This is a genomic window from Urechidicola sp. KH5, from assembly GCF_054661455.1.
On record NZ_BAAFSW010000003.1, the window covers coordinates 239,120 to 252,324 of the forward strand.

Consider the following 13,205-nt stretch of genomic DNA (forward strand, 5'->3'; position numbering starts at 1 on the left):
CCTATTCTTTCATTATTTTAACTTCCATACCTTGGTAAGCACCCGGAATTAATTTAGACACCAATAACGTGCCGTCTTCTAATCCTTTAACAATAGCAGTACTTTCATCAAAATGCACTACATCTACATCTACAGCTTGCAATTTATTATCCACAACAGTGTATACAAATTTATTGTCAATAATAACTTTACGCGCAATTTTGTAGGCATTGGCTTCATCTCTACCAGGAACATCAGCCTCTAGATACATACCCTCTCTTAAATTATCTCCTCGTACTTCTACATATATTTTTACTGATTGCGTTCTAAAATCAACTCTCCCATTAATTCTTGTAACTTTCGCCTCCCATGACTGTGAGCGAGTTAGATTGTATAATGTTACTGTTTTACCAACAGACAACACATCTGCATAGGCAGCGTTAATGGCAATTTCTATTTCAAAAACTGAAGGGTCGATAAACTCCCCCATTTTTTGACCTGAGCGAATCAAGGCTCCTGTAGTTACACTAGTTTCAGTTAAAATACCATTGTATGGTGCTCTAATGTTGTATTTTTCAAGACGTGCTTCTAAATTTTTAACATTGTAATACGTAGTGTAAATATTCTTACCAGTTATAAAGTATTTCTCTTGATCAGAAGAAGGTTCTGGCAGTGGTTTAACGTTATTACTTAAATCAAAAGTGCTCAAATACGTATTCCATTTCTCAAAAGATTCTGGGTAATCTAGACGGATATCTGGAATAATTGAAGCAATTAAATTTTGTAAATTACTTTTTTGGGATTGTAAATTTGCATAGAATTCATCACTATTCACACGTAAAATAGTTTGCCCTTCGTTGTACGTTACACCTGGTCTAAACTCTTTACCTGTTACCTCTAGCACTCCTTGTACCTCTGAGTATAGCTCAACTTTATTTTTTGCTGTTAAATTACCACTGGCATTTATTTTAATTGCCACAGTACTGTTTTGCACAGTATCTACAAAAGCTGCTTTTGCAAAATTTTCAATTTTTGGTTTAAAGCTTTTCTTTTGATCCGATAATAACTTCATTCCGAAATAGCCTATTAAAAATATAGCTATTGCAGATCCTACAATGATTACTTGTCTTAAATTCATGGGAGTTAGTTGCCTATGCAACTTCTATTTTAGTTAATATATTATCTTGAACTCTTTTTAAAATTGCAATGGTATTTGCCACTTCTTTATCTGTTAGTGGCTCTTGCATTTCATCAATCAATTTTTTAACAATAGGAATTGTGTTATCTAACACATTTTTTCCATTTTTTGTTAAGTATATATGATTCACTCGCTTGTCTTTTTTTGAAGGAATACGAGCTACTAAATTTTTCTTTTCCATACTCGAAATTAACCGAGTTAGTGAGGTTTTATCACGATTTGTAATAAATGCAAGATCATTTTGAGCCTTGCCATCTTCTTTGCTTAACACCTTGAGAATGATCCATTGATTTTTACTTAAATCAAATTTGTGCTTTTTGAACGTATCGTGAAAATAGAGGTCCATAAGTTTCATAGTTCTTCCCATCCAAGGTGCCATAGAATCTTGAAAATCCATATAGTAATTTTGGCTTAAATACTGGCAAATATAGAAGAAATTATCAGATAGTTGCATATGCAACTATATTCAGCATTGTCTTTTAAGAATGTTTTAACATAATAGAATAATATGTTATCGTTTTAATGTAAAATGTCCAGAAATTTGTCTACCGTCAGAAGTTTCTGCCAAATACCAATAATCAGAAGAAGGTAAGGTTTCGCCATTATAGGTGCCATCCCAATAGTCTTCATAACCTGAAATGACTTTGATTATTTTTCCGAATCTGTCGAAAATTTGAACTTGTACACCGCTATTAAATTCACTACTCACTCCAAGTGGTTGCCATACATCATTGGCACCATCGTTATTTGGTGTGAAAAAGTTTGGGAAACCAAGCACTGCAACTTCTTCTGTACTAATTCTGCATCCATTAAGGTCTTGTACATAAACTGTATAGAAACCGGGTAAAACATTCGTGAATGTACTCGATTCTTGAAAATTTATACCGTCGATAGCATATTCATAATCCCCTTCTCCAGACACATTTATAGTTATTGTATTTTCTAATCCACCATCAAAAACTTGAATTTCTTCAATTATAGCACTTGAAGAAGGAAGTACTACTACTGTTCTGCTTGATGAGCAATTATTTGAATTAGTTACAACTACTTGATAAACGCCAATTTGGTCCACACTAATAATAAAGGTATCTAAAGCTAAATCTACACCGTCTAAAAACCATTGATAGGTATAATTATTAGGGTTGTCATTTACTCCTGCATTCAATCGAATTTCAGAAGGAAATGTGTCTACACAGTAATACACTTCTGAATTATCTATCAAAACAGGTCGAATATAAACTTCTAATTGAATCTCATTTAATGCGAAACATTGCAGGCCATCAAGCACCTTTATAAATATATTCTGCTGATAAGCAACGGTATTTTCAAATGGACTACTCAAAGGATTCAAATTGTTTAATGCATCGTTTTCTGAAGCATAATAGTAAACATCTGCTCCCGTTGGAATTTGTGAATCAATACTAGATGTAATTGCATTTAAATCGAAACTCGCTATTCCATCTTGAACATTAATACTACACTCAAACTGAGTTGGTATTCCTAAATCATGATTGGTTCCAATTAGCTCTACTGAGGCAATGCTATGACAATTGGTAGTATACGACGCCACATGAGCATATACCATTTGATTTGGCGTATTATTAGTATAAATGGTAGGATTAAGAATTGCATCTACTAAGTCTTCAGCATCCTGTTGCGATTCAAAAAAGTCTACTACATATAACTCTTGATTGCTTAAGATGATATCTTCAGTTGCATCAAACAAATTAAACTGAGTTATGCCATCTTCATTAAAATCACAACCAAATAACTGAGCATTTTGTACTGTTGGGTTTTGACTATACTCAACTAAAATTTCACCATATGAAATACAATTGTTCTCCAAAGTTACTTCTACATTATATGTTCCTGCTTCTACTACGGTATAAGAGCTTGAAGTGTTTACAAAGTCTTCTACTCCATCTTTAAACCATTTATAGCTATTATTTCCTGGTTGTAGTGCATCTAAGGTTAATGTTTCTGTTCCACAAAGTGCATTACTGTTAGAAACTAATCTATCTTCTCCTAAATCTGTTGTTAAAACAAAGCTGCCTGCTTCTAAGTATACAGCAGAATCGTACCTATAGTTAAAGTGATCTGCAATTACTAATTTAATATGATAGCTATTACCTGGTATTACATCAGTAATGGCCTCCATCACTTTGGTTTGCCCATTAAAATTAATTGGAGCAGAACTGTCATTAAAAGAATCAAAATAGGCTTCATTCTGAGCTTCGCAACCACCTGAACCGGGTATATCCGGATGCACTGTTGTTACTTTAACTGGTATATCTGTATATGGAACAACAGCTACATTGTTATATGCACCACCACTTTGTGGTCTTATCAAAAAACCGAATAAATCTGAATATTGACAAGTACTATTACTTCCTTCTTGATACTCTTCTGAAGCAAATAAAAATTTAAAACTAATCTGTGTTGCAGCGGCAGTAAAATCAAATTCAATAATGGTTGCATTGTACGTATCACTTTCAAAAAGAATATCTTCAAGATCATCATCTCCAACCCAATCTGGAGCATCGTCATCACTTAACGAAGTGTTTGGCCCGTGTGTATTTATAAGTTTACCTGTACTTAATACAATTCCACGCTCAAAAGGAAAGTCTGCTCCATTAGATTCAAAGTAACCGTAACTCCTATCTCCTGTTCCAAATGTTCCACCTATAACATTTGTTACTACCACATCCTCAATACAATCACTATCAATTAAAATATCTTCTATCAATTCTTGAGGTGTATACGAAGTCCAATCTGTAGTTACATTTTGGGCATAAATTATCCCAAAAGTGTAAAAAAGCACCAAAAGCAAAAATATTTTTTTCATAGCATTTAATAGGAAGTGCTAATTTAAGATTTAATCCAGTCATTTTAACCTTTTGAATGATTAAATAAGTGTAGATTTTATAAAAATATTTGGTGTTTTAATTCATTTAATTTTCATTAGGACACTTGGTCTATGATTTATTATATTTGAATACAATCAACTAAAAATTGAACGATGTTCTCAAATATACTAATAGGTTTTTTAGTAATAGGAGTTACGGTAATTATTCATGCCTTAGGAACGAGGGTATGGGTTAATTTTTTAGCTACTAAATACCATACAGATTCTGACAATAATTTTAGAAAACAAAGTGTTCGTTTACTTATTTATACAGCGTTGTTTTTACTTTCTCTAAATTTTTTAGAAGCCATTATTTGGGGAGTAACGTACTACATATTGCCAGGTATTAATGAATTGGCAACTTTAGAAGAGTCCGTATATTTCTCTTTAGTGACTTATACAACATTGGGTTATGGCGATGTAACTATCAAATCATCTAACAGAATATTGGCTGGTTTTGAAGCTATGAATGGTATTGTTTTATTAGGGTGGTCTACAACCCTAATGTACAGTGTAGTACAAACTGTGTTAAAAAGTACATTTGATCAAAAACTTTCAAAATAAATGGAAGAAAATGAACATAAATTAGAAGATACAGCGTCTCAAGAACAAGTAGTTCAGGAGCAATCAACAAATACCAATAAAAAATCGGGTTCTTCGCCAATCAAAAAACTTACTGTAATCGTGTTGTTGATTACTTCAGCATTTTTTGTTTGGTATATTGCCTCTGAACGCCATACACCCTATACAGACCAAGCAAGATTAAAAGGTTTAATTACACCTGTATCCCCAAGAGTAGCTGGATATGTAACAGCGATAAATGTACATCTTCATAAAAAAGTAAAGGCTGGAGATACACTTTTTCAATTAGACAGAGTGCCATTTGAAATTGCAGTGCTAAAAGCAGAAGCAAATATTGATAATACATTGCAATCTATAGCCGCAAGCAGTAGCTCTGTAAAATCTGCGGCAGGAAAATTAGGTGTTGCCAAAGCCCAATTAGACAGAGCCCAACGAAACTGGAATCGGGTTCAAAAAGTTTTAAATGAAAACGCCGGTGCCCTATCTGAAGCGGATGTAGATCAGGCTGAAACTTCTCTATTACAAGCAACAGAACAAGTGGCCTCTGCTGAAGCTAATTTAGAAAGAGCAAAGCAAAATTTGGGAGACGATGGACCTGATAATCCAAAAATTAGAGTAGCAATTCAAGATTTAGAAAATGCTAAACTTAATTTGGAATTTACAACTGTTTTAGCTCCAACAGACGGTGTAATTGAGAGTTTTGATATAGATATAGGCTATTATGCAAGTACGGGAGCGCCTTTAACTACATTGATTTCTAAATCTGATATTTGGATTCAAGCGGATATGAAAGAAAATAACCTAACAAAAATGCAACCGGGTAATAAGGTAAAACTAACCTTTGATATTGCTCCTGGTAAAGTATATGAAGGTACTGTAAGAAGTTTAGGTTATGGTGTGGCAACGTCAGATAAAACGAATAAAGGTGGATTGCCAAATATTAATAATAAAAGTAGTTGGTTACGCGACCCTCAACGATTCCCCGTAATTATAACTATAAATAATAGCTCAGAGCTTAGAGGGTTATATAGGTTAGGTGGTCAAGCAGATGTTGTTGTTTATACAGGAGAGAACAGCATTCTGAATGCATTGGCATCTTTTAGAATAAAATGTAACGCTTGGTTATCATATGTCCGTTAAGTTCATAGACATTGAAAAAACGAGTTGGCATGCAGTGTTACCAACACTAAGGTATGTGTTAGGCACATGCTTAATTATTATGGTAACAACATTGTTGAATTATCCTCTATCCTATTTAGCTTCTGTATTAGCGTTGAGCTTTATGAGCCCTGGTACGAGACCCTTAAAATTTAAAGATGCTGTAATTTTCTTGCTGTTTCTTTCAGTTTTTACTGGATTTGCATATGTATTTAGTGCTTACTTTATAGACTATCCTTTGGTTTTTATGCCATTGTTGCTTTTTATTATTTTCTGTGTGTATTACACACAAAAACTTCCACTAATCATTAAGCTTTTTGCTATAATTAGTTTATTAATGATTCCTTTACTCGCACTTAATGGTGTTGCTTTAGGTGGATTTGTAGCCATAAGTTTAGTCTTTAACACCTTATTAGCAATTGGACTTACTCAGTTGATGTTCCGTTTTATACCCTATTCGGAATACGATGCTCAATTTGAGAAACAAAAGGGCGGTGCAGGTGCCATGACTCCAACTGAACAATTCAAGTATGCTGCGCGAATCGTTTTGGTACTACTTCCTATAATTTTGTTGTTTTTTATTTTCAATTTGTCTGGTGGCGCACTTGTACTTGTATTTTCAGCTATTCTTAGCATATCCCCTGCTTTATCCAATCCTAAAACGGGATTGGTTATGATTGTAGCTAATATTATTGGGGGGCTTTTTGCAATCATAGGATATAAACTTTTAACTGTAGTACCGATGTTCTCATTTATGTTGTTATTGGTATTGTTGGTTGGACTTTTATTTAGTCAGCGGCTATTTTCGAAAACCAAAACTGCAGCAGTATTTGGAACTGCATTTTCAACATTTCTTTTAATACTATTATCAGTTACATCTTCTGATGCAGAAGCGGGAAGTAAACTCTGGGATCGTTTAATTCAAATATCGGCTGCGGTAATATATGTTGTATTGGCATTTCGATTTTTAAACAGTTGGATTTCTTATATATCAAAGCAATCATGAAAAATCTTGTATATACATTTATTATTTGTGCTCTAGTTGCTTGTAATTTGGCCAAACCGTATTCTAGGCCAAAAATTGCAACACCTACTACTTTTGAAAACTATATGGAAGTAGACTCTACGGTTACAAATTTGAATTGGTGGGAATTGTTTAATGATGAAAAATTAATCCAATTAATAGATTCTGCTTTAGTTTCTAATAGAAATATGCAGGTTGTAATAAATGGTATTCAACAAGCCCAAGTGGCCATGGAAATTGCAAATGCAGATAGAATTCCAGCAATTAATTATGGATTGGTAGGCACAAGTCCTTATAATTCAAGAACGGATAATTTTAATAATAGTGTTACCCCAGCTCTTACTGCTTCTTACACTGTGGATTTATGGGGGAGAATTAAGAATTTAAACGAAGTGGCATTGCAAAACTATTTGGCTACGAAATATGCTCAACGTGCACTTCAAATTAATTTAGTTTCTGTGGTGGCACAGACCTATATACAATTAAGAGATATAGATAATAGACTCATTATTTCAGAAAAAACAGCAGATAATTTCAAATCAAATCTAGCTGTAATGCAAGCAAGGTCTAATGCAGGGTTTATTTCTGATGTTGATTTAGCTCAATCAAAAATTCAGGTAAGTGAGGCTTTAACAGCTGTAGAAGTTTTTAAGAGAGTTAGAAAACAAACTGAGCATGCTTTAGGTGTATTAGTTGGTAACCCAGAATTACAGGTAGCACGAGGATTGGGATTATACGATCAATTAAAAGTGGAAGATTTAGAAATCGGTGTTCCTTCTTCCCTACTCAATCGAAGACCAGACTTATTAATTGCTGAACAGAATTTGCATGCACAAACTTTGCAGATTGGAATTACTGAAGCACTTAAATACCCTAGTTTAACTTTAAATGCAAGTATTGGAGCAGAATTAATAAATCCTAGTTTGTGGTTTGCTGATTTAGGTGGTCAATTACTCGGCCCTTTGTTTAATGCGAACAAAATAAATAATGCCGTAACAATTGAAGAATTAAAGACAGAGTCTCTTTTGTTAGAATATGAAAACACTTTTATTCAAGCGGTTTACGAAGTTAAAGATGCCATTATAGCTTTAGAAACGTATAAACAAGAATTTACATTACGAGAAGAACAACGAGAATTAGCAACTACAGCTGCCGATTTATCTTGGGTTCGATATGATGGGGGTATGACAAGTTATTTAGAAGTTTTGAATCTACAGAGTTCACAATTTAACGCAGAATTGAAAGCCTCTGAAGCATATATGCAAAAATTAGTAACTTTAATACAACTATACGAAGCTCTTGGTGGCGGATGGAATGTGAATGATGTATTGCCTGAAGATGAAACAACAGATAGTGAATAAAACAACTTAAAATAAATTATATGAAAACTGCAGAACCGAATCAAAGTATCAATACTTTTTTAAAAGTGGCTATACTTTCTATGCTTATCATTTTTAGTTTTATGATAGCTAAACCTTTTTTGTTATTAATGATTTGGGCTATAATTGTAGCTGTCGCATTATATCCCTTTTACAAAAAGGTTTTGGGTTGGTTTAATGGAAAGAAAAAAGGATTGGTAACTACAATATTTATAGGCGCTCTATTGGCTATTATAATTGTTCCATCATTATCTATGACCAATTCTATTATAGATTCTACTTCGTCTATGTATAAAGCTTTTGACGCCGGAGAATTGCATATTTCACCTCCAGACATTTCTGTTAAAGAATGGCCATTAATCGGTGAAAAACTTTATGCATTATGGAACGATGCTTCATCTGATCTGCAGTCTTTTATAAAAAATTACCCTGATCAAGTATTGAGTTCTGTTGGTTGGTTTTTTAGCTCATTTACTGGTATTGCAGGTTCACTGTTATTATCAATAGTAGCATTGTTAATTTCCGGAGCATTTATGTCTAATGCAGAAGGAGGTTTTAAAGAAGGTGTTGCTTTAGCCAATAAACTAACAAATGGTAATGGAGAAAGTTTAATGAAGATGTCTACCAACACCATTAGAAGTGTAGTAAAAGGCATATTACTTGTGGCAATTATTCAATCTATTTTGGCATTCTTTGGATTTCAATTAATAGGATTATCTACGGCAGGTATTTTAAGTTTTGTCGTACTGCTATGCGCTGTAATTCAATTGCCTGTTACTTTGGTAATGATTCCTATAATAATCTATGTTTTCTCATTTGCAGATACTACTCCAGCAATCATTTTTGCAATTTATGCTACAGTTGTCTCACTATTAGACAATGTGTTAAAGCCAATGCTTTTGGCAAAAGGTTTAGAAACACCAATGTTAGTGATATTAATTGGAGCTTTAGGTGGTATGATGTTATTCGGAATTTTAGGATTATTTGTAGGTCCGGTAATTTTGGCACTATCACATCGTCTCTATGTAAATTGGGTATACCAAAATTAATTAAAGCCTGCTAATGCAGGCTTTTTTAATCTCATTGATTGTGATATTTAGCTTTAATTCGGTTATTTAATCTTCAGGTGGAAATCCATGAATGTCTTCAAAAATTCGATCGAAATTTTCTCTTAAATAAATACGTAATTTTTTACGGTAGTCTTCTTTAAGCCAATCAATAAAGTTATAGGTACTTCTACAAATACACTTACTATATCTATCAATTCTATAATCTATATCGTCACCTAATAATTTGGCCAACTCATAAGCATCGTAAACATCTTCACTATTCTCAACGCAAATATGAGCATGTTGAGCTATAGATTTTTCTAAAACAACCTTAGACGATTGTCCTGCGCGCGTAGCTTCACTATATACACGTCGCACATCAAAATAGACTTCTTCAGACTTTGCAAACTGCTCTCTAACCGCAGCGGGCATTTCATATTTAAAATTACTTTCAATAGTCTCATCGTCAATAATACTATCTAAATAATAATCTGGCGATTTAAAAATACGTTGCCAATCTAAATCTGAACCCCAAGGACCGAAACGGTGATAATTGTTACCTAAATCAATTACCGTAAACTTATCTTTATCTTTTGTAATACGCGAACCTCTACCAATCATCTGATAATACAGCGTTAAAGATTTTGTTGCTCTATTAAGAATAATAGTATCAATACTTGGTTCATCAAAACCAGTAGTTAAAATACTAACAGACGTTAATATGGCATGAGGAGTTTCTTTAAACCATTGCAATAATTTTGCACGGTCTTTTTTAGACAAAGTGTTATCTATATGTGCAATAGGATATCCTGCTGCTTTAAAAGTATGGTATACACTAATAGATGTATTAATACCGTTATTAAATATTAGTGTCTTTTTACCTTTTGCATTCTCTTCATAAGATTGCAATAGCTTGGTAAGCATATCAGTATGTGTATATAAATCTTCAGAAGATTTTACAGTATAATCACCATTTGCTCCTATTTCTAATGATCTTAGACCTACGTTGTAGATTTTGGTAGTAGCTCTTGATAAAAAGCGATTCTCGATTAAAGACTCAATAGACTCCCCTACAATTAATTCATTATAATTGTTTTTCATTGGGAGCTTAATATTAGAACTTAAAGGTGTTGCCGTTACACCTAAAATAAAAGACCTCTCAAAAAACTTGAATAATTTTGTGAATGAGTTATAGTGCGCCTCATCAATTATAACTAAACCAATATTTGAAATGTCTAACTTATTATCATTCAATCTATTGTTAAGCGTTTCTACCATTGCTACAAAACAATCGTAGTCATTTTGATCTTCTAACTTAGCAGTACTATCTATTACTTTATTAACTACGCCAAATTCCGAAAGCATAGATGCTGTTTGTCTACACAGTTCTACCCGATGTGTCATAACCAACACACGCTTTTTATGTGTTTTTAAATATTGACGCACTATCTCTGAGAAGATTACTGTTTTGCCACCTCCTGTAGGTAATTGGTATAAAAGGTGGTAGTCTTCAGGTGCTTCTTCAAAACATTGGAATATTTTGCTAATCGCTCCTTTTTGATAACTATAGAGGTCTTTCCCTGCTTTTCTTTCTTCAATCTCTGAGGTTACTAATACCGACATGTGCTATTTTTAAATTTTAAGCGGTACAAAAGTACAACGAATTAAGAGTTTTAGTTCAATAATTCTGTGTTAAATTTCAAATGTTTTTTAACAATCTAATATCTTCGCCTTCTATGCAAGTACATCGGCATTTTATTATTTATAAGCCAGATGGTTATTTAAGCCAATTTATTAATAACCAAACAAAACGCTCTAAAAAGAAACTTTTAGGTGAATTATATGAATTTCCAGAAGGTACAATGGCTATTGGTAGGCTTGACGAACCTTCTGAGGGATTATTGTTCTTAACTACTAGTGGTAAAGTAAGCGAATTGGTACGAAGTAATAAATTTGAAAAAGAATATTGGGTTCAATTAGATGGAGTAATTACAGACGAAGCAATTAATTTCTTAAAAACAGAAGTTACAATAACAGTAGAAGGAAATCCATATACAACTAAAGCTTTGGTCGCAGAGCAAATAGAAACGCCTACTCATTTACCAAAAAGAAGAAAAAAGATTCGAGACGATCGCCATGGTCCTACTAGCTGGGTTAAAATTGTTTTGACAGAAGGAAAGTTTCGCCAAGTAAGAAAAATGACAGCTGCTGTTGGATTTCCCACCTTGAGATTGGTACGATATAGAATAGGCAATACTACAATAGAGGATCTAAATACGAATACTGTTTGCGAAGTAATTAAGTTTAAAATATAGAGCTTAGCTCCTACTTTTATAGAAATTTGTTAAATTATTGTTAAGATAGTACCTTGTTATGCATAATACCGTAACAAAACAAAAAGGTTATCGTCATATTGGTGTAAAACAATTTGAATTAATACTATAAAAAATTAGAAATTATGAGAACGCATTTAAGTAACACACCAACAGAATCGAGACAAAACATTTTCTTTTCAAACTTTAAAAATAGTAAAAGGGTACGTTGGGTAGAAAGCAGAAACTACAGTCATTAATTTTGATCTTCAAAATTACTAACTAAAATTTGAAAGCATTACACCTATTCATTTGAATAGGTTTTTTTTTGCTCTGCTTTCTTATAAACAAATTCAACAACAAAACAAGTTGTAACAATACCTAATGCTACTAACACACCAGTTCTATTAGACTGAAACTGTTGCACTATTAAAGTAATTAAAGCAATTGTGCATAACATAAACCCAATTAAAGGTATATAACGATTTGCATTAATTCTGCTTGCTTCTTTATATCCTATTAGGTTTACCACTGCAAAAATGAACAAAAAGCCTACACTGCCTGCCGTTGATATGTTCTCTAAATTTAATGTGTTTGATAACACCAAAGTTGCTACTGCGGTAATCAATAATCCTACAGGTTGATTCCAAAGTTGATACGTAAATTGATGCGGTAACTCGTCGTCTTCTGCAATTTCATAACTAACTCTACTCCCACCATATAAAGAGGCATTTATAGCTGAAAACGTAGATATTAATGCTGCCATTGTTATTATAGTAAAACCCGTTTGACCCAGCATGGGTTTAGCGGCTTCTGCTAATACATAATCTTCTGCAGTAGCAATTGTATCAAAAGGTAACGAACCAACGGTTACAATTGCAATTATAACATATAATAGGATTACAAACAATACTGAAAAGTAATACGCTTTAGGTATATTCTTTTCTGGATTGGTAATATCTGGCGCTGCATTCGCAATCAATTCAAACCCCTCGTAAGCAACAAAAATTACCATTCCTCCTGTTAGTAATTTTATTGGAGTTTCCCAATTACTAATGGCCAATTGCGATATGTTTTCATTTCCAAATAAACCAAACACTCCTATGGCTATAAACCCTAATAAAATGATCAATTTAATAATAACTGCATAAGATTCAATTTTGCCAACTATTGTTATACTATAGTAATTAATGGCTGTTGCAAACAAAATAATACTTGAGGTGTATATATGAAAATCTGAAGTTCCTCCAGTAATACTATACAAATTGGGAGCATAAGAACCAAAGGCAGATGCATAAAGAGATAACATAATAATATAACTTACCCATAGTAAATTATTAGTCCCCCCACTAAATATATTTTTACCAAATCCTTGATTTACAAATTTAACAGTACCGCCTCTATCTGGATATTTAAGAGACAACTTAACATAGCTATAAGATGTTATTAAAGTAATTATTCCGGCCATTAGAAAAGCCATTGCTGTTCCACCTTTGGCTAAGGAAACTGCCAATCCTAAAACTGCAAATATTCCACCTCCCACCATTCCACCAATACCAATTGCAATTGCAGATTTTAGAGAAACACTTTTGTTTTTAGACATACCTTTAGAATTTATC

11 protein-coding genes are annotated in these 13,205 nt (G+C 33.1%); 6 read left to right on the forward strand and 5 right to left on the reverse strand.

The features are described 5' to 3' along the window. Position 1: 1 nt before the first annotated feature. From ACYQ5R_RS09505 to ACYQ5R_RS09515, 3 genes are all read right to left on the reverse strand, one after another. Positions 2–1,117 carry an efflux RND transporter periplasmic adaptor subunit gene (locus tag ACYQ5R_RS09505; protein WP_460190702.1) on the reverse strand — a complete coding sequence of 372 codons (1,116 nt, stop codon included), beginning with the start codon at positions 1,115–1,117 and terminating at the stop codon, positions 2–4. A gap of 13 nt (positions 1,118–1,130) precedes the next feature. After that, positions 1,131–1,574 (reverse strand): MarR family winged helix-turn-helix transcriptional regulator, encoded by a 444-nt coding sequence (locus ACYQ5R_RS09510; RefSeq protein WP_460190703.1) that lies wholly within the window; start codon positions 1,572–1,574, stop codon positions 1,131–1,133. Between the two features lie 114 nt (positions 1,575–1,688). Then, a complete protein-coding gene (locus ACYQ5R_RS09515) occupies positions 1,689–4,022 on the reverse strand; it encodes a choice-of-anchor L domain-containing protein (protein ID WP_460190704.1) in 2,334 nt (777 codons plus the stop codon). A 174-nt stretch (positions 4,023–4,196) separates the two neighbouring features. Here ACYQ5R_RS09515 and ACYQ5R_RS09520 point away from each other — a divergent pair, with 174 nt between their 5' ends. From ACYQ5R_RS09520 to ACYQ5R_RS09540, 5 genes are read left to right on the forward strand one after another with little or no spacing between them, the layout of a single operon-like run. Beyond that, entirely contained in the window at positions 4,197–4,646 is a 450-nt protein-coding gene (locus ACYQ5R_RS09520; protein WP_460190705.1) for a potassium channel family protein, read from the forward strand. Then, positions 4,647–5,804, forward strand: a complete 1,158-nt coding sequence (locus ACYQ5R_RS09525) for an HlyD family secretion protein (RefSeq protein ID WP_460190706.1) — start codon at positions 4,647–4,649, stop codon at positions 5,802–5,804. Continuing rightward, positions 5,794–6,828, forward strand: a complete 1,035-nt coding sequence (locus tag ACYQ5R_RS09530; RefSeq protein ID WP_460190707.1) for a hypothetical protein — start codon at positions 5,794–5,796, stop codon at positions 6,826–6,828. Before ACYQ5R_RS09525 ends, ACYQ5R_RS09530 begins: the two co-directional genes overlap by 11 nt. After that, positions 6,825–8,207 (forward strand): efflux transporter outer membrane subunit, encoded by a 1,383-nt coding sequence (locus ACYQ5R_RS09535; protein ID WP_460190708.1) that lies wholly within the window; start codon positions 6,825–6,827, stop codon positions 8,205–8,207. The genes ACYQ5R_RS09530 and ACYQ5R_RS09535 overlap by 4 nt, the downstream gene beginning before the upstream one ends. Before the next feature lie 20 nt (positions 8,208–8,227). After that, positions 8,228–9,274 (forward strand): AI-2E family transporter, encoded by a 1,047-nt coding sequence (locus tag ACYQ5R_RS09540; protein WP_460190709.1) that lies wholly within the window; start codon positions 8,228–8,230, stop codon positions 9,272–9,274. A 66-nt stretch (positions 9,275–9,340) separates the two neighbouring features. Here ACYQ5R_RS09540 and ACYQ5R_RS09545 read toward each other — a convergent pair whose 3' ends face one another. Next, entirely contained in the window at positions 9,341–10,897 is a 1,557-nt protein-coding gene (locus ACYQ5R_RS09545; protein ID WP_460190710.1) for a DEAD/DEAH box helicase, read from the reverse strand. A 113-nt stretch (positions 10,898–11,010) separates the two neighbouring features. Between ACYQ5R_RS09545 and ACYQ5R_RS09550 the strand changes: the two genes are divergently transcribed. Next, positions 11,011–11,589, forward strand: coding sequence for a pseudouridine synthase (locus ACYQ5R_RS09550; RefSeq protein ID WP_460190711.1), 579 nt, complete (start codon positions 11,011–11,013; stop codon positions 11,587–11,589). Positions 11,590–11,890: 301 nt separating this feature from the next. On the opposite strand, the gene ACYQ5R_RS09555 is transcribed toward ACYQ5R_RS09550, so the two are convergent. Continuing rightward, positions 11,891–13,189 carry an APC family permease gene (locus ACYQ5R_RS09555; RefSeq protein WP_460190712.1) on the reverse strand — a complete coding sequence of 433 codons (1,299 nt, stop codon included), beginning with the start codon at positions 13,187–13,189 and terminating at the stop codon, positions 11,891–11,893. Positions 13,190–13,205 lie beyond the last annotated feature (16 nt).

Excerpts from the sequence above, each read along its gene's own strand:
- ACYQ5R_RS09535 (WP_460190708.1), top strand. The coding sequence starts at position 6,825 with ATGAAAAATCTTGTATATACATTTATTATTTGTGCTCTAGTTGCTTGT.
- ACYQ5R_RS09555 (WP_460190712.1), bottom strand. The coding sequence starts at position 13,189 with ATGTCTAAAAACAAAAGTGTTTCTCTAAAATCTGCAATTGCAATTGGT.
- ACYQ5R_RS09525 (WP_460190706.1), top strand. The coding sequence starts at position 4,647 with ATGGAAGAAAATGAACATAAATTAGAAGATACAGCGTCTCAAGAACAA.
- ACYQ5R_RS09510 (WP_460190703.1), bottom strand. The coding sequence starts at position 1,574 with ATGGATTTTCAAGATTCTATGGCACCTTGGATGGGAAGAACTATGAAA.
- ACYQ5R_RS09540 (WP_460190709.1), top strand. The coding sequence starts at position 8,228 with ATGAAAACTGCAGAACCGAATCAAAGTATCAATACTTTTTTAAAAGTG.
- ACYQ5R_RS09505 (WP_460190702.1), bottom strand. The coding sequence starts at position 1,117 with ATGAATTTAAGACAAGTAATCATTGTAGGATCTGCAATAGCTATATTT.
- ACYQ5R_RS09550 (WP_460190711.1), top strand. The coding sequence starts at position 11,011 with ATGCAAGTACATCGGCATTTTATTATTTATAAGCCAGATGGTTATTTA.
- ACYQ5R_RS09530 (WP_460190707.1), top strand. The coding sequence starts at position 5,794 with ATGTCCGTTAAGTTCATAGACATTGAAAAAACGAGTTGGCATGCAGTG.
- ACYQ5R_RS09515 (WP_460190704.1), bottom strand. The coding sequence starts at position 4,022 with ATGAAAAAAATATTTTTGCTTTTGGTGCTTTTTTACACTTTTGGGATA.
- ACYQ5R_RS09520 (WP_460190705.1), top strand. The coding sequence starts at position 4,197 with ATGTTCTCAAATATACTAATAGGTTTTTTAGTAATAGGAGTTACGGTA.
- ACYQ5R_RS09545 (WP_460190710.1), bottom strand. The coding sequence starts at position 10,897 with ATGTCGGTATTAGTAACCTCAGAGATTGAAGAAAGAAAAGCAGGGAAA.